At 64.8% G+C, this 26,894-nt stretch carries 18 protein-coding genes, 1 pseudogene and 2 CRISPR repeat arrays; of the genes and pseudogenes, 13 read left to right on the top strand and 6 right to left on the bottom strand.

The genetic code is table 11. The features are described 5' to 3' along the window. Positions 1-312 precede the first annotated feature (312 nt). Complete coding sequence (locus ACZ45O_RS03355) at positions 313-1,398, top strand: WD40/YVTN/BNR-like repeat-containing protein (protein WP_464855544.1); 1,086 nt, start codon at positions 313-315, stop codon at positions 1,396-1,398. 453 nt (positions 1,399-1,851) lie between these two features. On the opposite strand, the pseudogene ACZ45O_RS03360 reads toward ACZ45O_RS03355, so the two are convergent. Then, positions 1,852-2,181, bottom strand: a pseudogene (locus ACZ45O_RS03360) (transposase); the annotation flags it as partial. 333 nt (positions 2,182-2,514) lie between these two features. Here ACZ45O_RS03360 and ACZ45O_RS03365 point away from each other — a divergent pair. The 8 genes from ACZ45O_RS03365 to ACZ45O_RS03400 all read left to right on the top strand — a co-directional run bounded on the left by ACZ45O_RS03365 (position 2,515) and on the right by ACZ45O_RS03400 (position 12,499). Next, the gene (locus ACZ45O_RS03365; protein WP_464855545.1) at positions 2,515-2,667 is read left to right on the top strand and encodes a hypothetical protein; all 153 of its coding nucleotides are present in this window, start codon (positions 2,515-2,517) and stop codon (positions 2,665-2,667) included. A 489-nt stretch (positions 2,668-3,156) separates the two neighbouring features. Beyond that, positions 3,157-5,493, top strand: a complete 2,337-nt coding sequence (gene cas3g / locus ACZ45O_RS03370; RefSeq protein ID WP_464855546.1) for a type I-G CRISPR-associated helicase/endonuclease Cas3g — start codon at positions 3,157-3,159, stop codon at positions 5,491-5,493. A gap of 5 nt (positions 5,494-5,498) precedes the next feature. Beyond that, positions 5,499-7,745 (top strand): type I-G CRISPR-associated protein Cas8g1/Csx17, encoded by a 2,247-nt coding sequence (cas8g1, locus tag ACZ45O_RS03375; RefSeq protein ID WP_464855547.1) that lies wholly within the window; start codon positions 5,499-5,501, stop codon positions 7,743-7,745. Next, positions 7,742-8,734, top strand: a complete 993-nt coding sequence (gene cas7g, locus ACZ45O_RS03380) for a type I-G CRISPR-associated RAMP protein Csb1/Cas7g (protein ID WP_464855548.1) — start codon at positions 7,742-7,744, stop codon at positions 8,732-8,734. The genes cas8g1 and cas7g overlap by 4 nt, the downstream gene beginning before the upstream one ends. Beyond that, a complete protein-coding gene (gene csb2 / locus ACZ45O_RS03385) occupies positions 8,731-10,203 on the top strand; it encodes a type I-G CRISPR-associated protein Csb2 (protein WP_464855550.1) in 1,473 nt (490 codons plus the stop codon). Before cas7g ends, csb2 begins: the two co-directional genes overlap by 4 nt. Beyond that, positions 10,200-11,870 (top strand): CRISPR-associated endonuclease Cas4g/Cas1g, encoded by a 1,671-nt coding sequence (gene cas4g/cas1g / locus ACZ45O_RS03390; protein ID WP_464855552.1) that lies wholly within the window; start codon positions 10,200-10,202, stop codon positions 11,868-11,870. Before csb2 ends, cas4g/cas1g begins: the two co-directional genes overlap by 4 nt. 15 nt (positions 11,871-11,885) lie before the next feature. After that, entirely contained in the window at positions 11,886-12,176 is a 291-nt protein-coding gene (gene cas2 / locus ACZ45O_RS03395; RefSeq protein WP_464855554.1) for a CRISPR-associated endonuclease Cas2, read from the top strand. 188 nt (positions 12,177-12,364) lie between these two features. After that, on the top strand, positions 12,365-12,499 hold the full coding sequence (locus ACZ45O_RS03400) for a hypothetical protein (protein ID WP_464855556.1): 135 nt from the start codon (positions 12,365-12,367) through the stop codon (positions 12,497-12,499). Between the two features lie 165 nt (positions 12,500-12,664). Continuing rightward, a CRISPR array of direct repeats spans positions 12,665-14,477; the repeat unit is 36 nt; unit sequence GTATCCACGGCTGAAAAGCCGTGGCTCCATTGAAGC. Positions 14,478-14,622: 145 nt separating this feature from the next. Here ACZ45O_RS03400 and ACZ45O_RS03405 read toward each other — a convergent pair. The 5 genes from ACZ45O_RS03405 to ACZ45O_RS03425 all read right to left on the bottom strand — a co-directional run bounded on the left by ACZ45O_RS03405 (position 14,623) and on the right by ACZ45O_RS03425 (position 20,183). Beyond that, positions 14,623-15,615 carry an NAD(+)/NADH kinase gene (locus ACZ45O_RS03405; RefSeq protein WP_464855558.1) on the bottom strand — a complete coding sequence of 331 codons (993 nt, stop codon included), beginning with the start codon at positions 15,613-15,615 and terminating at the stop codon, positions 14,623-14,625. Next, positions 15,608-16,879, bottom strand: a complete 1,272-nt coding sequence (locus tag ACZ45O_RS03410) for a dihydrolipoamide acetyltransferase family protein (protein ID WP_464855560.1) — start codon at positions 16,877-16,879, stop codon at positions 15,608-15,610. Before ACZ45O_RS03410 ends, ACZ45O_RS03405 begins: the two co-directional genes overlap by 8 nt. A 19-nt stretch (positions 16,880-16,898) precedes the next feature. After that, on the bottom strand, positions 16,899-17,918 hold the full coding sequence (locus tag ACZ45O_RS03415; protein ID WP_464855562.1) for an alpha-ketoacid dehydrogenase subunit beta: 1,020 nt from the start codon (positions 17,916-17,918) through the stop codon (positions 16,899-16,901). Positions 17,919-17,935: 17 nt separating this feature from the next. Beyond that, positions 17,936-18,925: a thiamine pyrophosphate-dependent dehydrogenase E1 component subunit alpha gene (locus tag ACZ45O_RS03420; protein WP_464855564.1), complete on the bottom strand. Its 990-nt coding sequence runs from the start codon at positions 18,923-18,925 to the stop codon at positions 17,936-17,938. Between the two features lie 130 nt (positions 18,926-19,055). Then, positions 19,056-20,183 carry a LytTR family transcriptional regulator DNA-binding domain-containing protein gene (locus ACZ45O_RS03425; RefSeq protein WP_464855566.1) on the bottom strand — a complete coding sequence of 376 codons (1,128 nt, stop codon included), beginning with the start codon at positions 20,181-20,183 and terminating at the stop codon, positions 19,056-19,058. A 979-nt stretch (positions 20,184-21,162) separates the two neighbouring features. Further along, positions 21,163-21,492: a CRISPR direct-repeat array (repeat unit 36 nt; unit sequence GTATCCATGGCTGAAAAGCCGTGGCTCCATTGAAGC). Positions 21,493-22,018: 526 nt separating this feature from the next. On the opposite strand from ACZ45O_RS03425, the gene ACZ45O_RS03430 reads away from it, so the two are divergent. From ACZ45O_RS03430 to csm2, 4 genes are read left to right on the top strand one after another with little or no spacing between them, the layout of a single operon-like run. Continuing rightward, the gene (locus ACZ45O_RS03430) at positions 22,019-23,497 is read left to right on the top strand and encodes a hypothetical protein (protein ID WP_464855568.1); all 1,479 of its coding nucleotides are present in this window, start codon (positions 22,019-22,021) and stop codon (positions 23,495-23,497) included. After that, positions 23,494-24,219 (top strand): CRISPR system precrRNA processing endoribonuclease RAMP protein Cas6, encoded by a 726-nt coding sequence (cas6, locus tag ACZ45O_RS03435; protein WP_464855570.1) that lies wholly within the window; start codon positions 23,494-23,496, stop codon positions 24,217-24,219. Before ACZ45O_RS03430 ends, cas6 begins: the two co-directional genes overlap by 4 nt. Then, on the top strand, positions 24,216-26,420 hold the full coding sequence (gene cas10 / locus ACZ45O_RS03440; RefSeq protein WP_464855572.1) for a type III-A CRISPR-associated protein Cas10/Csm1: 2,205 nt from the start codon (positions 24,216-24,218) through the stop codon (positions 26,418-26,420). Before cas6 ends, cas10 begins: the two co-directional genes overlap by 4 nt. Then, a complete protein-coding gene (gene csm2 / locus ACZ45O_RS03445) occupies positions 26,413-26,892 on the top strand; it encodes a type III-A CRISPR-associated protein Csm2 (RefSeq protein WP_464855574.1) in 480 nt (159 codons plus the stop codon). The genes cas10 and csm2 overlap by 8 nt, the downstream gene beginning before the upstream one ends. Positions 26,893-26,894 lie beyond the last annotated feature (2 nt).

The raw sequence follows: 26,894 nt of genomic DNA on the forward strand, positions 1-26,894 counted from the left end.
ACACCGAATCCCTGGCAAGGGGCGGTGTCTACATCAGGTTGAAAGAGAAGAAGCGAGCAGGTCTCTTTGCGCCTTACCCGTCTGCCCACCGTGACCCTGAGCGCTAGGTAGACATCTACGCGTGCCTGTAAGGAGGTGATTCCAGCCTTGCTGCAAGGGGTGGGGAAATTTCAGTCGGCCTACATGGGTGAAATTTCGTCCGGCCGTGACACTTTCATTTGGTGACAGTTGGAGTGAGGTCTGCCGTGTGTAACGTTTCCGTCAGATCTGTCGTTAGTCTTATCTGAAAGAGGAGTGAGGGAGGGTATAACTGTGGTCAGGATCGCAAGGCTGTTACTTGCCGTGATGTTAACACTCATGTTTGCGGGGTGCAGCCGAGCAAGAGACGATGTCTCTGGAGAGAAGAACGAGTATAGGAATGCCTTCATTCCATCGGTCCCCACTGCAACTGCTTTTGTGAACGAAACCCATGGCTGGATCGGTGCTACGGACGGGATCTGGTACACCGAAGATGGTGGCAGGACATGGACCCATCAGCTCCCCAGCCAGGCCCCGGTCATCCGGGTGGAGTTTCTGGATTTTCAAAACGGCTTGGCCCTTACACAGGCATCTACCGTTCTTAGCACGAAAGACGGCGGAAAGGACTGGGTCACGGCAGAGATTCCAGGAGTGTCGCTGCGGGCCGTTGATTTCGTAAGTCCGGGTCATGTGGTCGCAACCGATGCAAACGGCCTTCTCGTCAGTCGAGACGGTGGCACGACCTGGGACAGGATCGGCTCGCCTCTTGCTCTTGCCGACCTGGACTTTGTAAGTGAGGAAGAAGGATGGGCAGCTGGGGAGGGAAAGATCTGGCACACCCGCAATGGCGGGAAATCGTGGAGCGCGCAACTCACGCTTCCTGAACCCGACAAGTGGCTGGGCCACACCTTTGTGCGTTTTACAACGGAGAACGCCGGCTGGGTTCTGTTCTCTCTTGGTCAGGGCGCCGGATCCCAGGAGCCCTATGTCCTCTACAGCACAACTGATGCGGGCCAGACTTGGATACCTCAACTGATCGGTGACTGGCCGTGGCCGTTTGAGGTGGAAGCGCCAGGGGCTCCGCAAGGCCCCGGTGGGTATCCGGTCGCTTTTGATGCGTGGGCCGACACTGCCTGGGTGGCGGTCTACTCACCGGCTGCTGGCCACCTGGAGGTGGTACGCGTCACCATTGGAGAAGCACCTGTCGCAAGCGATAAGATCCCCATTGGCGACCCTCGCAAGCCGACAGTTGATATTTCGTTTGTGGATACGAAAACAGGCTGGCTGGTCGTGAGTGATAGCGAGCATAGGAAGACTGCCATTCTACGCAGTGACGATGGCGGAAATTCCTGGCTCGACGCAATCGAACGTCCAAAGTAATCGACCGAAGTAATCGACCGCCACCCGCGGATGGGAACATCCCGGGTGGCGGTACGTAATATTTGGTGCAACTTAGGTGGACCGGGGGCCACACGTGGGCAGACCCCTGTTGCTCATCTGAACGGTATTGTAGGGCTTGCCCCAGCTTTCGATCTTGTCAACATACGGCTTCAACGGGCACTCGGCGTAATATGCGCAGAAACCTTTGATGTTGCTCCCGGAAACGAACGGCTCGTTGTTGAGGATCGGGCTGATGGCTACGAAGGCTGGCAGGCTGAGAGACGAGAGCGAGTAGGTCTGGTACTCCCACTGGTTGCAGTAGAATGCGACCCTGTTCTTCAGCACATCGTACGTTGCGAGGCCAGCAGCCCAACCGTTGGTGAAATCCCTCCACTGCTGAGCGCTGCTCGGTGCTCCATTATAGCCCTCAGCATCCAAGATGACATAGTTTGGTTTGCTAAAGGTCGCACAGACGGTGGAGAAGTGAGCAAAGCGTTCCTGCCCCCAGGCTTGAGCTACGGCAGGGTCGGCGACCAGCGGCTCGGGATCGAAGTTCAGGTCCTTCATGTAGCGGCAGTTGCCGAGAATGGCAACCAACGCCTCGACTACCTTGTCGACCGGCGTATGGGTGTAGGTCTTCTGATTGATCCGCAGGTGCCGGTTCAACACGTCAACCAGGTTCAGCCTTTGCGCTACCCAACCAAGAGCGACAAGAAAACCATGCCGGGTGGTGGATTTGATGGCTTGCGCAGTGACTTCGGGCGTCGTACCATGAGACTGCATCAGTCGAACCTCCACATGGTGGTTTAAGAGGGGCAAATCCCACCATGTATCATTGGTTCAGACTGATGCTTTTTCAATGGGTTTCCATTGTACGGAGTGCGGGTTATTCACGCGAAACTTGAGCTAGAAGCGCAGCGGCCGCGCGATGCAGCCCCGAACCCACAGTGCAAGCAGTGCAAAGCATTCCCACATCACCGGCCAACCGGAACAACCCTGGTGTCCACGCGAACACAAACAGGAAACGGGGGCTGTCCCAAGCAGAAACATTGGGACAGCCCCTCTACCGCGCCAACTCTTATTATCGCCGGCCGGCCTGAGGGGGTGGACGGCAACGTGACGACGGAGAGCCGCATCGACCACCGGGCGATCATGGGGCTGATGCTCGTCCCCCCGAGGGCCCGTGAGCCGGTGGTGATTCGGGACGCGCCCCTCGTGGCGAAGCGGGACCCGGCCTTCTTCGCCGACCTGCGAAGGACGCCCCGGTGACCTGGGGGTGGATGGCGGCCACGCTTCAGTGGAAGATGACCGTCAAGGGCATGATGGCGGGGTGTTTGGGGTTCGCCAATGAAAACAGGAGGCCCGCAGATCGGGTCTCCTGTTTTGCAGTCCAAGAACGGAAGTCGCTGCGAGCTTCGGATATGAATGGCGTCGAGATCAAGCACGCCATTCGCTAGGCCAATCATCCTGCTTCAAGTAAGCCGAAGCTCGCAGCGTCTATTAGTATATCACCTCATCGTGGTTGCTTGACAATGACTTCAGGATCATTGGACTAGAAAGTAGAGAGAGCTCTTTGAAGGACATGTATCGCGTGTATCTGCCCACAGAGCAGCGCATTTCCATCAGGGGACTGCGAGTGACAGACTGTTGTCACTGGTCAACGTTACAATAAGGATAAGCCCACCTTGGGTACTGCTTGCCTGACCTTTGGAACCGCTCAGCCCGCCCAACGCCAGACCGTGTAGAGGAGGTAAGGTGATGGCGTGGTCCAGCTATTGGGATTTCTTTACCTACATGACTGGCGGTAATCATCCATTCAGGTACCAGTGTCGCCTAGCCGAGGTCCCGGAGTTACCAGCACTGGTCCGTCTCCCCACTGGGGTCGGCAAGACCTGGGCGGTGTTGCTCGCGTGGGCCTGGCGTCGGCTGTACCACCCCGATCCAGCAATCCGGGATGCTACGCCCCGACGCCTGGTGTACTGTCTGCCAGCACGCAATCTTGTGGAGCAGACTGTGGCCGTTGCCAAGTCACTCAGGCTGGACATTCCGGTTTACACGATGATGGGCGGCGAAATCGAGGAAGGTTGGCACCTCTACCCTGAGCGCGAGGCTATTCTCATCGGGACGATCGATATGCTGGGGAGCCGCGCCTTGAATCGGGGATACGCCATGAGTCGTTACCGCTGGCCCATCGCCTTCGGTCTGCTCAATAACGATGTGCTCTGGGTCATGGACGAGGTGCAGTTGTTCGGGGTGGGTCTCGAGACCTCCGCTCAGCTCCAGGCCTTCCGCAGCAAGCTGGGCACCTTCGGCCCGGCCCGGACGATCTGGATGTCGGCGACCCTGCAGCCCGAGTGGCTTGGCACGGTAGATCACCCTGTCCCGGAAGCCGTCTTTGAACTAAAGCCCGACGAGGCCGAAGAACTGGCCGAACGGCTTCAGGCACCAAAGCGCCTGGTCCGGCTCGACACCGGCAGTGTGACGGACAAAGGCTACGCGGGCAGGCTGGCCAAGTCCGTTCTGGAACACCACCAGGCCGGGACCCTGACACTGGTGATCTGCAACACCGTTGAGCGGGCCACCCAGGTCTTCCGCGAGCTTGAGGGCAGGAGCCAGGCCGATCTGGTGCTGCTGCACTCCCGTTTCCGGCTCCCGGAACGGACAGCGCAGCTGGCCCGCCTCTCGGCACCCATGCCTCCGGCCGGCCGCATCATCGCGGCGACGCAAACGGTGGAGGCGGGGATGGATTTGGACGCACGAACGCTCATTACCGAACTGGCTCCGTGGTCTTCCCTCGTTCAGCGCTTCGGCCGGTGCAATCGCAAGGGCACCTGTTCCGAGGCCACGGTGCTCTGGGTAGATGTGTCGGAGCGGCCCAGACCGTACACCGCCGAGGAGCTTGAGGAAGCCCGCGGCCACCTTGTGCGCCTGGAGCGTCGTTCTGTCGCCCCAGCCAACCTTCCACCTGTCTCTCCGTGGCGTCCTGAGGTGGACGTTCTGCGCCGTCGCGACCTCATCGACCTCTTCGACACCACTGCCGATCTCCTGGGCAACGACATCGACGTCTCGCGCTTTATCCGGGAAGGAGATGAGCACGACCTTTACCTGTTTTGGCGCAACTGGCGAGATGACGCCTCCCGGCAGGACCAGCCAGCGCCTGACAGGGCTGAGCTCTGTCAGGCTCCGGTAGTGGCGGTACGTGAGTGGTTGCGCCGCAAGGGGGAAGGGACAGCCTGGGTTTATGATCACCTGATGGACCGCTGGCGGCAGGCGGGAGCCAGGGACATTCGCCCCGGGGCCATTCTGATGGTACCGGCCGCAGCGGGCGGCTACGATCCTCTGACGGGTTGGGATCCCAACGCGCGAGGGCCCGTGCCGCTGGTACCGGTGTCCTCCGGTGAGGCGCCGGAAGGATACGGTGGGGATCCGATGTCGGGCACCGGTCACCCGCAGAGCATCGCTGCGCACACCGACGAGGTGGTTGCCGTCCTGCGTGAGTTGCTTGATCACCTTCCCTGGTTGGCGCCTGTGGCCGAAGACCTGCTCGCGGCAGCTCGCTGGCATGATTGCGGCAAGGGACACGAGATTTTCCAGGAAACGATGCGGGAAGGCCTTCCAGCGGAACTCCTGGACAAACCCGTCCTGTGGGCCAAGACAGAGAAACGCGGTTTGAAGCACCGCATTCGCGGCTTCCGGCACGAGCTGGCGAGCGCCCTGGCGTTCTGCGATGTGCACCCCGATCGTTTCCTGCCCGCCTACCTGATCGGCGCTCACCACGGGCGGGTCCGGCTCAGCATTCGCAGCCTGCCCGATGAGCGGCTGGACGAAGGCGGGCAGCGGGTGATGGGCATTACGCAAGGGGACGTATTGCCTCCCGTTGACCTGGGCGGCGGGCATCGTTACCCGGGCGGCACCCTCGACATTACCGCAACCTATCTGGCCGGCGACAGGCCGGCCTGGACCGAGCAGGCAGTTGCCCTGCGCGACCGACCTGACCTCGGACCGTTCCGACTGGCCTACCTGGAAGCCGTGCTGCGCGCGGCAGACCAGCGGGCGAGCGCACGTACGGCCGATAACGAAGCCGAAAGGGGGTGAACGCTGTGCAAGCTGTCTATCGAACTCGCCTTTCCGGTTGCCGCCCCGAGCCTTTGAGCCACTACCTGAAGGGAGCGGGCGTCCTGCGCATCCTGGGAAACCAGTTGGAGGGGGCCACTGTTCGGGCGTGCTGGATCGGAGATGAGCTGTACCTGGAGGCACCCCTCAGCGCTGAGGAACTCGTCAACTTCTTCCTTGACCAGTACCGGCCCACCCCGGTTATCGCCCCATGGAACGGTGGTGGCGGTTTTTGGGACCAGCGGGCGGCCGGCGAGGCGCTGGAAAGGGTAGAAGCTTCCACGACCCCGCGTCTGGCTCTTTACCGTGAGGCCATCCGCGCAGCCCGGAAGGCGGCCGCCTCACTCGGGCTCGAGGCCGCGCCGAAAGATGCCATGAAAGCCCGCCTCCTGCGTCTGCTCAGGGCCACTCTGCCCGACGAGGCGCTGGACTGGCTGGACGCCGTGGCCGTCCTCACCGCCGATAAGCCGCAGTTCGCCCCCATTCTGGGCACCGGTGGCAACGACGGAAATCTCGATTTCAGTTCGAACTTCATGCAGCGCCTGGCCGATGTGATGCCGTTCGGTGACGACTGGGCGCCTCCCGGGCGCCGGCCGCGCAAGGGACAGGGTCCGTCGCGGGAGCAGAGCGAAGCATGGCTCAGGGCGGCACTCTTCCGGACCAGAGACGTTCCCCTCGTCCGGGCGGCCACTGGCCAGTTCCATCCAGGCGGCGTGGGCGGCCCCAACGCCACGGCGGGCATGGAAGGCGACTCCATGGTCAACCCGTGGGAGTACATTCTGATGATCGAAGGGGCGCTGGTCCTGGCTGCTTCGGTCACTCGCCGCATGGGAACCGACAGCACCGGCAAGGCTTCGCTCCCCTTCACGGTGAGTGCCGTAGCAGCAGGCGCCGGAAGCCTGAGCGACGCCGATGAGGACAAGGCCCGGGCCGAGATCTGGCTACCGCTGTGGCGGCGACCCGCCACCTGGGGCGCAGTTCGCCAACTCTTCGCGGAGGGCCGCGCGGAGGTGGGGCGAAGGCAGGCCCGCAACGGCCTGGACTTCGTGCGGGCGGTGGTTTCGCTCGGCGTTGACCGGATGGTGGACGAGTTTCAGCGCTACGGTGTACTCCAGTGGTACGGCAAGTCGCACCTCGCCGTTCCGCTGGGTCGGATCCGGGTGCAGGTCCGGCCGTTGATCCGCCTGGTGGACGAGGTGGAAGGTTGGCTCAACCAAGTGCGCTCCGTGTCTGCGGATGCGCCCCATGCCCTGGGCCAGGCGGTGCGGAGAGCGGAAAGAGCAGTGTTCGCCTATGCCCAGCGGGAGGAACGCAGAGCACTGCTCGAGGTGCTCGTTGCCCTGGCCGAGGCGGAGATGGTGGTGAGCCGGAGCCGGAAGCTGCAGGAACGCGTTCCTCCGATCCCCCGGGTTTCCTCCCGGTGGATCGAGGCCACTGACGATGGGTCGCCTGAGTTTGCCATTGCGGCTGCCCTGGCATCCATTCTGGATCCGGCGGCCGGTCCCCTGTGGTTCCACTGGCTGCCAGTCGCCGAGGACCGGGGAAGGCTCGTCTGGCTGGACCCGGCGGATCGTGATGTCACCCTCACCCATCTCCTGCCGGACCTCGTGACGATGCTGCACCGCCGCCTGATGACAGTGGGGCAGCGCCGGGTGCCGCAGGTACCCGCCAGGGAGGGAGCGCTGCCCGCGCAGCCGGACGACGACCAAGGTGGCCTGCAGTGCGTGCCCATCCGGGCGAAGAGACCGCTCTCTCTGGACCACGTCGACCAGTTCCTGGAGGGGCGGGTGGACGACGGACGCATTCTGCGGCTGCTTCCGGCCCTGTCCCTGATCGACTGGCAGCACGAATCGTTCCGCTCTGCGGGAATGAAGCGCGAACCGATGCTCAACCGTGCCTATGCCCTTCTGAAGCCCCTCTGTATGCCCGAACCCCTGCGGCCGGATCAACTCGAAGGTCAGCAACTGACACTGCGCCTTCCCCTGGAAGTGTTGGTCCGGCTGCGTGCCGGCGACATGGAGCGGCCCCTCGACCTGGCTGCGCGCCGCCTGCACGCGGTGGGCCTTACGCCCATCGGATTCCGCACCCGGCAGTACGTGCACCTCAAACCACCTGCCGGATCGCCCCTCCGGCTGGCGGCTGCGCTGCTGCTGCCCATCGAGAGCGCTCAACCCCTGCTCGATCTGGTCTTGCCCGAAAGCGTTAAGGCGAAGAAAGGAAGGGATCTGGTGTGAATCTGACCGCGACGCTGGCTCATGCCCCTCGCCTTCTCATGCAGGCTCCTCTCCGCCCCGTGCAGGGCGAGCGGTTCCAGCCCACCGGTTTTGCTGACCTGGGGCCGGCTACCTACAAGGTCCCGGTGCGGGCGGAAAACGGCGAATGGCGAATCGTGGACAAGCTGCTGGTCGAATCCGTGCAGTCGGTGGCCAACCGGCTTGAAGCGGTCTGCTGGGATCCGGATGCAGACGAACTGGTGCAGCCGCTGCGCGGGCTGCCCTACGTGCGGGTGGAGCGGAACGGCAAGCACCTCACCAACTCGCTCCTCGAGGCGCACCGCATCAATTCGCCGTACATCCTGGAGGGCTCGGGTGGCGCTTTCTTTGAGACACTGAAGACGGAACTGGTGGTGGAAGAGGAGGCCCCTGTCGACCTGCGGCACGCGGCACGGGTCATTTTCCGGTACGACCCCAACAGCGTGCTGCACGGCGTGTTCCTGGCGAACAAGGAGATCGCCGGCGGGAGGATCCGACTGCAGCGGCTGCCATCGGGCTTTATCGAGGCGACAGACGTGTTCCCCGTGGAGAGTGGAGGCGTGAAGAACGACCGTATCAACCCGAGCGGGGACGCGGCGGCGGGCTATGGGAACGTTCCGTATCACCGCACGGAGTATGTCGCGCGGGAGATTACGGCCTTCTTCAATCTGGACCTGGCGACCCTGCGTTCATACCGGTTGGGCCCCGAGGCCGAGGAACTCCTGATCGCACTCGCACTGTGGAAGATCCAGCGGTTCCTGCAGGTGGGACTGCGTCTGCGCACGGCCTGCGATCTTACCGCCGGCCCGCTGACCGCAGATGCGCTCACCGAACTGCCATCGGTGCAGGCACTGGAAGAGCAGTTGCCGGCGTTGATCGAACGGGTCCCGCTGTGGCGCGAGCCGCGGGTCACCGTCATCCAGGGGGAGCCGGAGAAATCGCGGCGGAAGGCAGCGAAGAAGGAGGCATGACGGCCGTTGCACTGCGCTTCCTGGCCGGCCGCTTTCACGCCACGCCCTGGGGGCACCATGTGAATGAAGGGGTTCCCGAGTGGCCGCCCTCCCCCTGGCGGCTCCTGCGGGCGCTGGTGGCCACCGCGAAGCGCACCATGCCCGAACTTCCGGACGAACGGTTGGCGGAGTTGATGTGGCGGCTCGCGGCGCCTCCGCACGTGATGCTGCCCCCGGCCTGTCCAGGCATGAGCCGGCACTGGATGCCCTGGTTCAAGAAGGGGCCGCGCGACCGGACCCTCGTTTTCGACAGCTTCCTGGCGCTGGACCCGCGTGCCGAAGTGGTGTTCTCTTGGCCGGGGCAGGTTCTGAGCGAAGCCGAGCGTGACTTGCTGAGCGCGATTCTGGCCGGCCTGACGTACTTCGGAAGGGCGGAATCCTGGGCCGAGGCCCGGCTGGTGGAGGACCCTGACTCTCCGAACTGCGTGCCTGTGGCATCCGACAGATCCATACCGGCAGACGCTGAACTGGTGGAGGTGCTTGCTCCGGCCGATACCGACACCCCCATGGAACTGCTCCGCGCACTGCTGGTTGATACCGGGGCCATGCGCAGCTCGAACCGGTTGGTGCCGGCAGGCAGCAGGTGGGTGACCTATGCCCGCCCGTTCGGGGCGGTGTGGACCGATCCGGTTCCGCGGCCGCTGCCGGCTGCCGCGCCGCCCGTTCATCTGATCCGGTTCGCACTGAGCGGCAAGCCGCTGCCCCCGCTCACCGACGCCCTGCGGATCGGTGAGCTGGCGCGCCGGGCTGTGCTCAAGGTGGTTAGCCAGACGAAGGGGGAAACGCCTTCCCCGGTGTTGACGGGTCATGACCTCCCGGCGAATGTGCAACACCAGCACGCGCACTTCCTAGCGGAGGATCGCGACGCTGATGGTCGGATCGACCATCTCTCCATCTGGATTCCGGCCGGCCTTGACCTTGCCGAGGCCCGTGCGGTGCTGCGCGGCATGCGTCTTTTCCGTAACTGGCACGAGCAAGAACTCGAGCTGCTATTGGAAGGCTACTGGTCAGCGGGCGAACTGGGGGCGAATCCCGGCGTTGTGGGGTGCTCTGCGGTCTGGGAGTCCGAGACGCCCTATGTGCTGACGCGCTTCCCCAAACGAACCCGCACGGGCGTTCCAAAGCTGACGGAGCTCGGGGAGCAGCGGGACGGACCGGAAGACCAGGTCCGGCGCGAGTGGGCCCTGCGCCGAGCGGCGGATCCGTCGTTGCCTGAATTGGTGCGTGTGGAGCGTGTACCCTATCTGGAGCGGGGCAGCCGTACCCTCCGCTGGATTCAGTTTCGCCGGTGGCGGGAAACTGGCGGTGGGCCGGCCACCGGCATGGCGTTCGGCCTGCGCCTGTACTTCGCGGCGCCAGTTCGCGGTCCCCTCGCTCTTGGATATGCCTGCCATTATGGGTTGGGTCAGTTCCGCCCGGTGATCGTGTGAGTTCGGCGGTACCTGACCTGCTTCCGGCCCGCATGCTGAATGAGTTCGTCTACTGCCCCAGACTGTTCTATCTGGAATGGGTGCAGGCAGAGTGGGCGGAGAGCGCTGACACGGAAGAGGGCCGCCTCTACCACCGTCGAGTGGACGAGGAACAGGGGAGACTCCCCGAGGCAGAGGCCACGGGCGGCGACGACCCCGTCGTCGCCCGGTCAGTGATGCTTTCCTCCGAGTCACTGGGATTGATCGCCCGTATCGATCTGGTTGAAGCAGACGGTTCGTGCGCCATTCCGGTGGATTACAAGCGTGGGGAAGTGCCGGACACCCCAGAGAGTTCTTGGGAGGCGGACCGTGTACAGCTCTGTGCCCAGGCCCTTCTTCTGCGTGAACACGGTTACCGGTGCGATCGCGGCATTCTCTATTACGCTGGTTCCCGGCGGCGGGTGGAGGTACCGATCGATGATTCGCTTGTTCGGCGAACGCTGGCCCTGGCGGCGGAAGCCCGGGCCACGGCAGTCAGCGGGGTGGTCCCGCCGCCGCTGGTCGACTCCCCCAAGTGCCCCCGCTGTTCACTGGTTGGTATCTGTCTACCTGACGAAACCGTGTATCTGAAAACAGGCGGCTTACATCAGGAGGAGCCGCGGCGCATGGTTCCCGCCCGCGACCTGGCCCTGCCGGTATACGTACAGGCGCAGGGGACTACAGTTACCAAGCTGGGAAACCGGCTGGTGGTCCGTGAGCGGCATCAGGTGATTGAGGAAGTCCGCCTGTTGGATGTGTCACAGCTCTGCGTATTCGGAAACGTGCAGGTAACCACCCAACTGGTCCGCGAGCTGTGTGAACGCGACGTTCCGATCTGCTATTTCAGCCATGGGGGTTGGTTCTACGGCTTTACGCACGGGATGGGCCACCGCAACGTGGTCATGCGACAACTCCAGTATGCAGCCAGTGCGGATCCCGCACGTGCGCTGACACTCGGCCGGCGGTTCATCGAGGCCAAGATCCGCAATTGCCGAACGCTCCTCCGGCGCAACGGCCAGGGCGTGCAACCGGAGGCACTCCAACAGCTGAGCGAACTGGCGGAACGGGTTCGACAGGCCGACGATCCCGGGCAACTCTTGGGGCTCGAGGGGCTCGCGGCACGAGTGTACTTCGGTGAGTTTCCTTCTATGCTGCGCCCGCGGTCCGGCGATTCTCTGCCGTTTGATTTCGGGAGTCGTAATCGGCGGCCGCCCCGAGACCCCGTCAACGCGCTCCTGTCCTTCGCCTATGCCCTTCTCGTGAAAGATCTGACGGTAATCCTCCAAGCAGTGGGGTTCGACCCCTATCTGGGGTTCCTACATACACCCCGGTATGGCCGGCCCGCCCTGGCACTTGACTTGATGGAGGAGTTCAGACCTTTGATCGCCGACTCGGTGGTGCTGAGTGTTGTGAACAACGGGGAGATCACCCCGGCGGACTTTGTGCAACGCGGCCCCGCCTGCGCGCTGAAGCCTGAGGGACGCAAACGCTTTCTCGCGGCGTACGGGCGCCGAATGGACACGCTAATCACACACCCGGTGTTCGGGTATACCATCAGCTACCGTCGCGTACTCGAGGTCCAGGCGCGTCTGCTGGGCCGCCACCTGGCCGGCGAGATTCCGGAGTACCCACCGTTCCTGACGCGGTGAAGGGAGGGGGTCTGATTGCGCAACCGTTATCTTGTCGCCTACGACATCAGTGACGACAAACGTTGGCGGAAGGTTTACCGCTGCATGAACGGGTACGGCGATCCGGTGCAATACTCCGTGTTTGTGTGTGACCTGTCTGACCGGGAGCGGGTGTTGATGGTGGGCAGCTTGTTACCCCTAATCAACCAGCGTGAGGACCGTGTGATGATTGTTAACCTCGGGCCGGCCGACGGCCGGGCGGCGAAGGCAATCGAGTTCCTCGGTCGGTCGTTACCCATGCCAGAGCGCGGGCCTGTTATTGTGTAATGGCTGTTGAGCGCATTTACGGTTGTTCACAACGGGCACCCGGGGCGAACACCCCGTTCAGCTCAGGGGTTGGCCAACGTGATGTGGATGTCAGCGCAAGCAGCTCACCTTGACGGGCGTAGAGGTTCCGGCGGTGCCGCCCCTCGTGCCTGCGGACTTCTTTTCCATGGACAGATGGTACTCCACGGTTGACGCTGATCCGCGAGGAGTGGTTTTCCGACATGTACTCGCCCCGAGGGCGCGCTCCGGTTTCTCTGGCACTGCTGAGCAAAGTCCTGCTGCTGGTGTTCCATGACAACGTGTGGGTTCGAGCGGCGGAGTGATGTAGTAAACCCCGGGGACCGCTCGAAACGCTTGTGGCTGTAAGGTGGGAGGGGAATTTGGAGGTGGTGGAGAAGGAAATATCAGGTCGATTTTTGGGACATGTTACGGACCGCTCGAAAATGGGTCCGGAAAGCCTTGTGGCACAAGGGCTCCAGATGGGCGCTGTATCCACGGCTGAAAAGCCGTGGCTCCATTGAAGCGCCATCGCCCCTCGCCGCCTGCGGGTGAGGTTGTAGGGGAGGTATCCACGGCTGAAAAGCCGTGGCTCCATTGAAGCGGGTGCTCCTGCGGCATCGGTGCGCCGTCGGTGAGCCGTATCCACGGCTGAAAAGCCGTGGCTCCATTGAAGCCGGCTGATATGGGCCCGTCCACGTCAGGGTGTCGTACGTATCCACGGCTGAAAAGCCGTGGCTCCATTGAAGCAACGAGCTGCGACAAGAGATTACCGACGAGACGAAAACGGTATCCACGGCTGAAAAGCCGTGGCTCCATTGAAGCTAGTCCCACGCATCAGGCCCGCCATTATAGGCCGCAAGTATCCACGGCTGAAAAGCCGTGGCTCCATTGAAGCCGATAACCTGGCGATCACGGAGGTCTGGCAGTTCCACCGTATCCACGGCTGAAAAGCCGTGGCTCCATTGAAGCATCTCCGACAACGAGCGCACCGCCATGCTCCTGTTACATGTATCCACGGCTGAAAAGCCGTGGCTCCATTGAAGCCCCTGAAGGCCGTCAAGGACGCTGATGCTCGGTAAGCGTATCCACGGCTGAAAAGCCGTGGCTCCATTGAAGCCGCGTGACCACTGCCTTCCGCGCGCACCAGTCCGTCACGTATCCACGGCTGAAAAGCCGTGGCTCCATTGAAGCTTGCCCTCGGAGTCCATTTCCACCCTGGTAAACCCGTATCCACGGCTGAAAAGCCGTGGCTCCATTGAAGCGGGTGATCAACAGGACGAAGAAGGCTGCCAACGGGGCGGTATCCACGGCTGAAAAGCCGTGGCTCCATTGAAGCTAGGTCCAGGCAATAACCTCAGGCATCACTCTTCGACCTGTATCCACGGCTGAAAAGCCGTGGCTCCATTGAAGCAGATCATCAGGTCGGGATCGGTTCCAGAGTGCTTGAAGTATCCACGGCTGAAAAGCCGTGGCTCCATTGAAGCAGGTTCATCTGGCACGGCACGTCGAACTGGGGTTTTGGTGTATCCACGGCTGAAAAGCCGTGGCTCCATTGAAGCCAGGCCGGCTTGTGGCGATGCCGCGAGTACAGCTTGCGTATCCACGGCTGAAAAGCCGTGGCTCCATTGAAGCCGGTCCTTGATGACGTACTGGTTCGACACGGTTCTGGTATCCACGGCTGAAAAGCCGTGGCTCCATTGAAGCGTACAGAAAATCGTGGTAGCTCCTCCTGTCCTCGTGGCGTATCCACGGCTGAAAAGCCGTGGCTCCATTGAAGCTGGTGAGCAGGGTGCAGGCGATGCGCTCTGCATCACCGAGTATCCACGGCTGAAAAGCCGTGGCTCCATTGAAGCCTGGCTTTTCGGCTCCGGTGTCGGCCATAACAAAGTAGACCGTATCCACGGCTGAAAAGCCGTGGCTCCATTGAAGCTGCGAGTGGTCCTCGACGATGGCGAACTTGCCCGGCTGAGTATCCACGGCTGAAAAGCCGTGGCTCCATTGAAGCCGAATCCTGAGCATCGCCATGTGGACGTTTACCTGGGAGTATCCACGGCTGAAAAGCCGTGGCTCCATTGAAGCCGCAGCCGTCGCACAGAATGCGCTCATCCTCGTGCGGGGTATCCACGGCTGAAAAGCCGTGGCTCCATTGAAGCCGGATGGCACCCTCGGCAACACCTGGTACGGTACGACTGTATCCACGGCTGAAAAGCCGTGGCTCCATTGAAGCAGGAACCAGTCGGTGACGAGGCGGTAGTCGACCCTGTTGTATCCACGGCTGAAAAGCCGTGGCTCCAATTAGGAGCGCAACAGCCGCACGATGTAGCCTCGAACCTGACACTGCCAGCAGTGTGCCCAGATTCCCCCAGGTCCCGGCCAAACTGAACAACTCTGGCGTCCACGGGAAAGCAACACGAAAGAGCCGCCCGGTCTACATAACCGGGCGGCTCTACCGCGCCAACACAGCCACCGGATCAATCACCACCGGACCGTCGGGCGCCACCCGCACCACCGGGTGCACGCCCGGCGGCACCGTCAGCAGCCGTTCGCCGTCCACCGCGACCACCCCGGGACCTGGCCCCATCACCACGGCGGCGCCGAAGTCCACGCGCCGGTGCGCCGCGACCGAGAGCGTCTCAAAACGGCCCGGCGCAATCGGCGCCCGCACGGCCGAACCTGGCCCGAACACGACGTGCACCGCGCCGGGCTCTGACCGGTCCAGCGGGCAGACCTGCCCTACCACGGCCGAGAGGCCGATGGCGTGCGGCAGCCCCTGGGTGGCGACCAGCTCCCGCAGCCTCTCCGGCTCCCAGATGGCACCGGCGCCCGTGTGGTCGCCCCGCAGGAGGGCCACATCCACCAGGGCGATCTCCGCGCGGCCGCCCACTTCCACCCACAGCCGTTTCTCCCTCCGGAGGCCCTCCGCCGCCCCCAGGGCCACCCGGCCCGCCGCCAGGCCGGCGATGGTCGGTTCCACCCAGGTGGGGAAGGCGTTGTTGGTGCCGGTGGAGAGCGGCATCAGCGGTACCGAGCCGGCCACCGAGGCCACCAGCCGGTTGGTCCCGTCGCCGCCCAGGGTGATGATCACCCGCGTGCCCAGCGCCACCATGCGGACGGCCGCCTGAACGGTGTCGGCGGCTTCGCCGGCGATCTCCGCCAACACCGGCTCCAGCACCATCCCTTCCCGGTCGGCAGGGCGCAGGCCTTCATAGGCGGCGGGCAGGAGGGCGAAGGGGTCCGGCATGTAGCGGACCAGCCGGACCCCTGCCTCGCGCAGTCCCACCAGCACACGCTGCAGGATGCGCACCTTGCTCAGATTGTCCACGGTGGCGCCGTAGGCGACCAGCCGGCGGATGTCCTTGCCCGAGTACGGGTTCGCGATGATCCCCACCGCCGGGACGGCTTCCGCGGCCGCCCGGCCGCCGCCGGTCGGGCTACCCACCGATCGCCCACTCCTCGGGCGCCTCCAGCAGCTCCGCCAGGGTCGCGAGGAACGCCGCCCCGTCGGCGCCGTTGATCACCCGGTGGTCGATGGTGAGGCTCAGCGTCAGGAACTGGGCGGGCTCGATGGCCCGGCCCCGGAACACCGGGCGCTCCACCGTGCGCCCGACCCCGAGGATGGCCGGCTCAGGCGGGTTCAGGATGGGGGTGAAGTGGTCGATGCCGTGGCCTCCCAGGTTGCTCACGGTGAAGGTCCCGCCCTGCAGCTCCAGCGGGGAGGCCTTTCCGGCCCGGACCGCCTCCGTCAGCCGCATCCGCTCGGCGGCCAGCCCGGCCAGGTCCAGCGTGTGGGCGCTGCGGATCACCGGCACCAGCAGATCGCGGTCCCGGGCCACCGCAAAGCCCAGGTTGACGCCGTCCGGCACCCGCAGGCGGGCGTTCCGGGACGGCGCACCGCCCTCCTCCAGCCGCGCCTGCATGTACGGGTGCTGCTGCAGGGCGATCACCACGGCCCGGTGAATCAGGTCGTTCAGCGTCACCGGCGAGGCCGCCCGCTTCAGGCGCGCCCGCAGCGCCACCAGGGCGGTGACCTCCACTTCCCGGACCAGGGTGAACTGGGCCGTCTCCCGCAGGCTGAGCAGCATCCGCTCGCCGACCACCTGCTGGGCGGGGGAGAGCTTCTCCAGCTGCCCGGAAACCGGCGGCGCCGGGGATGCAGCGGTGCCGGCCGGTGCCGCAGCCGCCGGCTGGCGGGAGGGGGTAGACGCCGGCGCCGCGGACCGCGCCTCAGCAAACCGGCGGACGTCGGCCTCGCTGATCCGGCCCCCCGGGCCCGAGCCGGTGACCTCGCGGATGTCGACGCCGAGCTCCCGGGCCAGCCGCCGGGCGGCCGGCGTCGCCCGGGGGGCGTCGGGGCGGGGTACGGCCGGGGCGGGCTGGACCGGGTCGCTTCCGGCCGTCGCGGCCGCCTCGGTCGTCGCCGCTGCCGCGGCCGTTGCCTCAGCAGCCGTTCCCGCCGCCGCAGCCTCAGCCGGGGCGATCAGGCACAGCGGCTGCCCGACCCGCACCGGTTCCCCCTGGGGGGTGAGGATCTTCGTGAGCACCCCGTCCACCGGCGCCTCGATGGCGCTGGTCACCTTCTCGAACTGCACCTCCAGGAGCAGTTCACCCTTCTTCACAGGCTGTCCCTCGTCCTTGAACCAGTTGACGACGAATCCTTCGGCCTCGGGTTCTGCCACGGCCGGCAGACGAAACTCCATGGTCATGCCGCTTCGCCTCGATTCCTCACGATGCCATCAGCTCCCTGACGGCGGCGACGATCTTGGGCGCATCGGGCAGCACGGCCTGCTCCAGCGGCCGGGAGAAGGGAATGGGCACGTCGGGCACGGCCAGCCGCTTCACGGGCGCGTCCAGGTACTCCAGGGCCCGCTCGGCCACCGTGGCCGCCACCTCGCCCGTCATGCCGTAGCTCAGGTAGTCCTCGTCCACCACCAGCAGCCGGTGGGTCTTCTTCACGGACTCGACGATGGCGTCCCGGTCCAGGGGCACCAGGGAGCGCAGGTCGAGGACCTCCGCCGAGATGCCCTCCTTCGCCAGCTCCTCGGCGGCCAGCAGCGCCTGGTAGACGCCCATGGAGACGGATACGATGGTGACGTCGGTCCCCTCCCGCTTGATGTCGGCCTTGCCGATGGGAACCGTGTAGGGCTCTTCCGGCACGGGACCGGTGGCGTCCTTCACCAGGGTCATCCAGCCCAGGCCCATGAGCCCCTTGTGGAAGATGTAGAGCACGGGGCTGTCGTCGCGGATGGCCGAGATCATCAGCCCCTTGGCGTCGTAGGGGGTGCTGGGCACCACGACCTTCAGGCCCGGCAGGTGCGCGAACATGCCCCAGAGGCACTGGGAGTGCTGCGCCGCGTCGCAGTACCCGCCGCCGGCGCCGGCCATCAGGACCAGCGGCATCTTGACGCTTCCGCCGGACATGTACGTGTTCTTGGCGATGTGATTGAAGATCTGGTCGAGACAGACGCCGGCGAAGTCGATGAACATGATCTCGGCGATGGGGCGCATCCCTTCCGCCGCGGCCCCCAGCGCGGCGCCCACGAAGGCGGTCTCCGAAATGGGGGTGTCCATCACCCGTTCGGGCCCGAACTTCTCCAGCAGTCCGGTCGTCGCGCTGAAGATGCCGCCGTAGACGCCGATATCCTCACCCATGACGAAGACGCTGGGATCCCGCTCCATCTCCTGAGCGATGGCCTCGGAGATCGCCCGGGCCATGGTGAGCTTACGCGCGGTCTGAACGGTCATGTGAGCTTCCCCCTTTCCTATTCGGCAAAGACGTGCAGGAGCGCCTCAGACGGGTCCGGATAGGGCGACTCGCGCGCGAAGGCGAAGGCCTCGTCGACCCGCTGCTGCGCCTCGGCCTCCAGGGCGGCGATCTCCTCGTCGGTGCAGATGCCGTTTTCCTTCAGATACTTCCGCATCCGGTCGATGGGGTCGTTCTTGCGGAGCGTGGCCACCTCGTCCTTGGGGCGGTAGACCTCGGCGTCGCCCTGGAAGTGGCCGTAGTACCGGTCGGTCTTCACCTCCATGAGGGTGGGCCCTTCACCCCGGCGGGCACGGGCGACGGCCTCGCCGGCGGCCTCGTACACGGCGATGGCATCGTTCTCGCCGACGTAGATCCCCGGAATGCCGTACGCCGCTGCCCGGTCGGCGTTGGAGGCGATGGCGGTGGACGCCTTCTTGGGCACGGAGATGGCGTAGGCGTTGTCCTCCACCACGAAGATCACCGGCAGCTTCCAGAGCGCGGCCAGGTTCAGCGACTCGTGGAAGGAGCCCTGGTTGGCGGCGCCCTCGCCGAAGAAGGCGACGGCCACCCGCGGCTCATTCCGCTTCTTGAAAGCCAGGGCCATCCCCGTCGCCTGTGGGATGCCCGCCCCGACGATACCGCTGCAAGAGAAGTGGGCGTCGGTGTCGAACAGGTGCATGTGGCCGCCCTTGCCCCGGCCCAGTCCCGTGACCTTGCCGAAGATCTCCGCGGTCATCCGCTTCAGGTCCACGCCCTTGGCGATTGCGAAGTGATGGGGCCGGTGTGTGCCGGCGATGGCGTCGTCCTTCTTCAGGTGTGCACAGATGCCGACGGCCACCGGTTCCTGGCCCGCCGCCAGGTGCATCTCACCCGGCACGGGCCCTGCGGCGATGTTGAAGACGGGCTGCTTGCCTTCCAGGTAGGCCTCGGCCATCGTCTCCTCGTACCGGCGGATCGTCACCATGTCCCGGTACATCTGGAGCAGGGTCGACCTCGGGATGTTCACGGCTCATACCTCCTCCGCATGAGAGTTGGCTCCAGATTCCATGTTATCTGCCGCAAGGTGCAGAATAGAATCGCCGGGCCCTTACCGGGCCCGGCGGTGCGGTGAGCGGTACAAGAATGGGTTTGAGCGGTCAGAACCGGAGGAGGCGCCGCAGCGCCGCCGTGCGGCGGCGCGAGACGGGGATGGCCGTACGGTGGCGGTCGGCCATGATCAGCGTGGCGGTGCGGTTGAACATCGGGTGGATCTCCCGCACGCGGCTCAGGTTGACCAGGGTGCCCCGGTCGGTCTGGAAGAAGGTACCGTCGGGGAGCTGCCGGGCGACCTCGCGGACGGAGCGGTACGGGGTGGGCCACCGGCCGGAGTCGGTGAGGATGTGGACGCGGCCGTCCTCGGCGGAGAGGGCCAGCACGTCCCGCGGATCGAACAGCACGGCCCGGCCGTCGCGCCAGGCGACGAGCTTGTGCAGGGCGGGCGGCGTGTGCGGCGCTGCGTCCGGCTCGGAACGGGCCGGGACGAGGACGACGTGGCCCAGCACTTCGGCGCCCTGGTGAAGCGGAATCGAGAGGCAGCGGGTGCCGTCGGCGAGTGCGACCTCCCGTTCTTCCGGCCGGTCGCCCCATCCGGCCGGGAAAACGTCCTGCGCCAGTTGCTCCAGCAGGCCGGGGGGGACGGGGCCGGCCGTCCAGACCACGCGCCCCTGGGGCGTCAGGGCCAGCAGGCCGCTGTCCGGGAACCAGCGCCGAAGCTGGGCAGCTCTTGCCTGCAGCAGGGCGATCTGGGCGGCGTGCATCTGACCGACCTGTGCGGCGAGGGTCCCGGCCACCTCGGTCACCCAGGGGAGCATCGCCTCGTCGACCTGACTGCTGCGCGTCACCAGGGCGACCGTCCCCAGCACGGTTTCGCTCGACGGGGAGCGGATGGGGGCAGCGAAACAGGCCCAGTCGATCCAGCCCGCCGACCAGTGCTCCGCTGCGCAGAACTGGACGGGCCGCCGGACGACCAGCGAGGTCCCAACCGCGTTGTTGCCGACCAGGTCTTCCCGCCACGAGGCCCCCGGCAGGCTGCCGACGCGCTCGGCATGGCGGAGCATGGACCGGTCGCCGCCGGTGTAGAGCACGAGCCCCGATGCGTCGGTCAGGACGATGGCGCATCCGGTGTTTTCGAGCAGGGCTGCCGCCGCCCGGGCCGCATGACGTCCGGCCCGGTAGATGTCGTGGGTTCGTTGGTATTCGTGCAGCTCCGGCCCCTCCAGAAGCAAGGGAACATGCTTCAGCTCCGGGTCGACCCCGGCCGCTCTGGAGCGGACCCAGGCCGACCTTACCTCCGGGCGGAGGCCGGGAAGTTCAAGCGTCTCTCCAGCGAGGAATGCCTCTCGTGCGACATCAACGGACTGTTTGTCTGCGGTGGAAGCGGTGTGATGCGGGAGCATGGACCACCCCTCCTCAGCGAGCACAAACCACTCCTTTTCCGGTTGTCGCTACCTGATCAACACTTCTTTATCGTCAGGCGAACCCCTGCCGGGCCACGCGGGGCGAGTTTCCGGTCTGCACACGGCTGGTCTTCCTCTGTGCGTCATCCGGCTGTGTGCTCGCTTTGCCGATACGTACTGTACTTGTCCATTTGGGCGCCGACGTGGTGCAGCGACTCCGGTCGTGCTGGAAGCCCGTGCGGCTGCTGGGCAGGAGGGGAAGGGATACGGGGAGAAGAAGGAACGAACAGGTCGATCTGGGGCGGGTCTTGGCAGCAGTCAGGAATCGCGGCCGGAAACGCTTGTGGTACAAGGGCTCCAGGCGGAGGCTGTACCCATTCTCACGGCCGGCCCGAAGGGGTGGAGGGCGGGGTGACGGCGGAGAGCCGCATCGACCACCGGGTGATCCGCTGACGATCGTCTCCCTGCAGGCCCGCGGTGGTGATTCGGGACGCGTACCACGCGGCGAAGTCGTACCCGGCCTTCTTCGCCGACCTGCGCAGCCTGGGGGTGCGGGTTGAAGAGCTGTGATCGGGCCGTGGTGGTCTGGGCCGGCAGCGTGCCGATCTGCAGTGCACCATGTGTGTTTCGAGCGGCGGGGTGATGCAGCGACTCCCAGGGACCGCTCGAAACGCTTGTGGTTGTAGGGCAGGAGGGGAATTGAGAGCTGCCGGAGAAGGAAATATCAGGTCGATTTTTTGCCGTTGTTGGGGACCGCTCGAAAATGGGTCCGGAAACCCTTGTGGCACCAGGGTTCTAGGTGGGCGCTGTATCCATGGCTGAAAAGCCGTGGCTCCATTGAAGCGGGATTCGGACGATAGAGCCGTCCTCCGATACCACCAGTATCCATGGCTGAAAAGCCGTGGCTCCATTGAAGCCCTTCGAGAGGAACTTCAGGACACGGCCCTGATGCGGTATCCATGGCTGAAAAGCCGTGGCTCCATTGAAGCTCCCCTTTGGATCATTGCGCAGTTTGGGGGGCATGTTCTGGTATCCATGGCTGAAAAGCCGTGGCTCCATTGAAGCCCTTACCACTGCTTGAACAGGTTCTTCCTCACCAGATGTATCCATGGCTGAGGCACCGTGGCTCCACTGAACTGCGCGCCAAAGCAGAACGGTACCAACCGCTGGGACGAATCTAAGACAAACGGGGCAGCCAGCACCAGATGCTGGCTGCCCCGCCCTGTTCCCCCGCCGAACAGATAGTGTCCATCAATTGGGAAGGAAACTTGCTAACATCAGTGAAGTCTATATATTGATCTTAGACTACCGAACCTCTTATCTCCGTTGCATCGTTTCGCGAAGGGGTGATGCGGGCGTGCAGTCCCTGGAATGGTCCCCGGATTGCGGGGCCGAGTCGGCTCGGCTGAGCTCTCCTTGCCCCGGCGATCTCATCTGGGCCGATGCGCTCACCGGCACCTGCTGGCATGTCCGTCAAACCGTGGCGCAGGCGGCGCTGGCGCCCGCCGTGGCCGAACAGAAGCTTCAACTCCCGCGGTCTCGGCACCCACTAACGGTCGAGGACCGGGCGGTCACCCGCTGGCCATCGGGCCGAGGCGGCAAGGAAATCACTCTTATGATCCAGAAGATATATGCATTAATACTACAGCGATTCCGTTTACAAGTTGTACGAAAAGGATTTAGTGAAAGGGCTGGTCGAAGTGGATGCCATCCTGATCGCAAACGTCGGCAACAGCGACCTGCAGATCGCAACCGAGGTTGAGACTCCCGACGGGGTGGTGCTTCCGACAGAGGACCCCAGGGGCTACAACTACCGGCAAGCCACTGAACGCCTACTCAGCCTCGAGGAGGTTCCGGACGGGGTGGAGTTCCCCCTGATGCAGAAGTACCTCCGGTTCATCGAGTTGGAGGGCTACAACCTGAAACGCGTCTACCTCTTCGGTACCGACCAGTCCGCCAATCCCCTGGTGCATGAACGCTTCAAAGCCCAGGACACGATTGCGGCGGCCCAGCTACTCCAGAAGTGGCTGATGACCATCAGGCCTGGGCTTTCCGTTAAGGTCCTCCCTTGTACCGAAGACCCGTCCGACTGGGATTCGATGCACACCTTTTTCTCCCAGCGGTTGAAGCGGATCCGCACCGACAACGAGACCTGCCTGGTGGCCATCACCGGCGGGCCCCAGGCGATGAACGCGATGCTCCTCCTGCATGCAACCGACCTGCTGCCGAACGTGATTCTTGTCTCTGTGTCCAAGTCCCAGGAGGTAGCAGCGGCAAATCGACTGGGCTGGGAGTTGAAGCGGCGGGATCTGATCCGTCAGGTGAGTTCCCACCTCCGGCAGCAGGACTATTTCGGTGCACTGACACTCCTGGATGATGGCGAAGAACTGATCGTCGAAAAGGACCGGTTCCGGCTGGCCCGCGCATTGGTGGAATATGCCCACCTTCGCACCGCCTTCCGGTTCCGCGAAGCGGCAGCCACAGCCAACCGTGCCCAGCGGGATGCCAGGGCAGACGCCCACCGGAACTTGCTGAGCCGCCTCACCAATCAGGCCGTATGGCTGGACCAGGTACTGCTCGATCCACAGAAGAAAAAGGACGAGCAGTTGGCTGCCTTCCGCCTGCACGAGATCGTCGACCTGGCCGGGTGGTACGAACGCCGGGGCCAGCTGTTGGTGGTTGTGGGGCTGGTCTACTCATTCACCGACGTCGCGGCGAACGTCGCCCTCAACCAGTATGGAGCCGCTAGGCGCAAGGGATCCCTCCGGCTGGACCCAGAGTGGGTCGCGGGTCATCCGGATCTGGCGGAGTATCTGGACCAGGCGGGAATCCGGTGGCGGGAGCTGAACATCAACCCGCGCATCGCCGTCGCGGTGCTGTCCTGGTTCGGGCAGCAGGGTGACACCCGAGCCACCGGCCTGGCCAGGGCGCTGGAGGACTACCAACCCGTTCTCAGCCTGCGCAATCGCACGCCGGTCGCGCACGGCACCCAGGGCATTGCGGCAGAGGACATTGACTACGACGGCGGCATCCCGGCGCTTCTGGAGTCGATGCGTCAGGTTGCCGAGGTGTTGTCGGGCCCTGCGCCCGAGCCGTGGGTGCCGGATCTGATTCAGGCGGTGGAGGAGCTGCTCGGCGCATGACCGCCCTCCAGCAGTACTACCTGACGCTGACGCCCCCGGCCCCGAATCCATCGCCGGAAGAGGTTTACGGCCTGCTCCTGCACTACTCCGGCTCCGTACTGGCAAACTACCCCGGCGCACGCAAGCCGCTTTCCCTCGCCCAGGTGGAGAGCAGCGAGGGCCGCACTCGTTTCGTGGTGGGAGTCCTCACCAGAGAGCTGACCGCTGCCCTGTCGGACCTGATGTGTCTGCGGGGCCAGGTGGTTCCCTTCGGCAGCGGCAGTGCTGTGCTTCACGCGCTGGAGCCCGTGCACCCCCAGCCGCTCACCTACCAGGCCCTCTTTGACCAGGAGGAGACCCCCCGCCATTTCGGGCTCCAGTTCCTGACCCCCACCCATATCCACCCTGACCGAATGCTGCCCGACCCGGCCACCCTGTTCAGCGCCATGCTGGCACGGTTCAACATGTACAGTCCGATCCAGTTTCCGGCTGAGGTTCTGACCGACCTCGGGCGGCTGCGGATCACCCGCTATCGTCTGCGTACCCGGGCCGTCACCTTTCCCACCCACCGTATTACCGGTTTTGTGGGCGAGGTGGTCTACAACGTGCCCGGCGGCTGCCCACCCGAGACCGCTAACCTCGCGCTGGCGCTGCTCCGGTTTGCATGCTTCAGCGGCGTCGGTGCCCGCACCCACCTTGGCCTGGGGCATGTCGCCCTGACGCAGAAAGAGGTGAGAACATGACCCTGGCCCGTGAGGCATCGCTGGCGGTGCTGTGTCAGGCAGTGCTGGACCTTGTCGGACCAGAGGCCGCCGCCGCCCGTCCAGTGCGCGGCCGATTGGCTGAGATCGATCCCGCTGCGCGGGCAGCCGCTGACCGCGCCCGGGCCGCGACGGGCTTCGCGCCCCCTGATCTGACCCAGCCACATGAATCGATTTTTTCCATGGTCCATCGTGATTCCGACCGCTCCCCGCTGCTGCTGCTTCCGCAGGAGCTCTCGCTGCGGCCCGCCTACCCCCTGCAGGACCGGCCTGACGCTCGCACACTGCGCACAGCGGCAGCCGCGCTGCGCGCCCGGCTGGCGGCGGATCTGTCGGTGCTGCCGCCGGAGCCGAACGCGCTGCTTTTCGTGCTGGAGAAATACGCCTGGGCAGTCTCGGCCGGTGCCCCCGGCCTTGCATTCGCAGACCTGGCGCGGATAACAGCCGCTGCGGCCGGGGCGCTGGCGCACGGAACCGACCGGCTGCTTCTGGTGGGCGGGGATCTTTCGGGGGTTCAGCGCTTCATCTACACCATCAGCGCCAAGGGGGCGCTCAGAAGCCTCCGGGCCCGCTCCTTCTTCCTGGAGCTGATCGCGGAGGAGGCAGCCCGCCGGCTGCTGGACGGGCTGGGGCTGACCCGGGCCAATCTGGTCTACCTGGGGGCCGGCCATCTTTACCTGCTCACGCCTGACACGCCGCGAGCCCGCGACTGCATTCAGTCCGTACACGCGGAGCTCAACCAGTGGCTGCTCGGCGAACTGGGCGGGCGCGTTTACCTGGCGATGGGCTGTTCCGAGTTCGATCTCGCCGCGCTCGCCCCAGGGTCGGAGGCGGTGCCGGAGATCTGGCGCCTGGTCTCGCAGCAGCTGCGTCAGGACAAGAGCCGCAAATTCCACCAGGCGGCGCTGCACCCCGGTTTCTGGGAGCCCCGGCCCCTCGGGCGCGCGGCCTGCTCCGTCTGCCAGCAGGAAACCGACGAACCGGAGCCGCTGGACCGGGATCCGGATGAGGAAGAGGTGCTGGCCTGCCCTCTCTGCCTGAGCGTTGCCCGTGCAGGTGGTCGGTTACCCCGGACACGATACCTGGTCGCAGCTGCCACAGAAGGAGCGGACCTCGTCATCGCCGGCACCGGGTACCATTTCTGCGACAGCGCGGCGGCGGTCGCGCAGATCCCCGAGCGCCGGGCGGTCATGGCGCTCAACGCGCTGAAGGCAGACGCCCTGGCGATCGGGGAGGATCCCTATCCGGTCTGGCTGGGCACCTACGCCCTGAAGTCTGCTCAGGGCGACGGCATGATCACCTTTGCGGAGCTGGCGGAGCGGTCGACGGGCAAGCCGCTGCTGGGCGTGCTGCGCATGGATGTCGACCGGCTGGGGCAGCTCTTCAGCGGTGGGCTGCCGGAAGGCTGCCGGGATTTCTACCGTACCGCCGGCCTCTCGGGAGCGCTGACGCGCTTCTTCAAGCTGCACCTCAACAGCATCTGTGCCGGTGATCTCGGCAAGGGTCTGGAGCCGCTCCGGCTCACGGTAGCTGCAGGACCCCGGCCGGTAGTGGTGGTCTATTCCGGCGGCGATGACCTCTTCATCACGGGTGCGTGGGATCAGACGCTCGCACTGGCCTTTGACATCCGGAGCGCCTTTCACCGCTTTACCGGCGGTCGGCTCACTCTCTCCGGCGGCATGGTGGCCGCAGATTACCATCAGCCCATCCACCGGCTGGCCGAGATGGCCGCCGAGGCCGAGGAGGCAGCGAAGCAGAACCGGGGCCCGGATGGTCAGGACCGCGACAGCATTGCCCCGCTGTTCACCGGCAGCCCAACCCCCAGAGTCACGCCGCACAGGCGGAAGGCTGCACTGAAGTGGGATGAGGCCCTTGCGCTGATCGAAGGATTCGTGAAGCCGGCGCTCGGACCGCTGGGTCTGCCGGACCGCCCGGGAACCCGCATTCCGCGCCGGATCCTCTACGGATTGCTGGGCCTCGTCGACTACTGGGAGGAGCACGGTCCGCTCTACCTGCCCCGGCTGGCGTATTTGCTCACCCGAGTGGACAAAGAGCTGAGCAGAGACCCGGTCTGGGAGGCGTGGCGCAAGTTCGTGATCGAATACCCAGCGGCGATGGCGCCGTTTGCCCCGTTCGTGCAGTGGATCGATCTGATCGGGCGAGGAGGTACGGCGAATGAATGATCATAAGCTCCCACCACTCGGCGGCACCAGGAGCCGCGCGGCTCAGTCCCGGCCCCAGGGGGGCGGCGGGTCAAACCGGGAACTGGACGTATCGGCACACGTGGCCTGGATCGAGTCCATCAAACCGGAAGAACATCTGTCCCAGCTGGATTCGGCGGCCCTGGTTGAGCATGCGGACAAGCTGGGCCGCTTGCTGAGCTCTGAGCTCAAAGCGAACCAGCTGCGGCGTCTGCTGACAAGGGTCAACGCCCTGAGCGTCAAGTTCGCCCATGGTTTCGAGCCTGACGACGTGCCGCTTCTCAAGGTGCAGCTGGCCTATGCCGCTGCCCGGCAGCGGCGCTCGGTGGGCGCGCTGGCCAAAGTCTTGATGCCCGCCATCGATCGGATTCACAACGAGGAGGACTTTCGCTGGTTCGCCCGGTTTGTCGAGGCAATTGTCGCTTACCACAAGTATTACGGCGGCACGGACTGAGG

Source organism: Symbiobacterium turbinis (assembly GCF_055383075.1).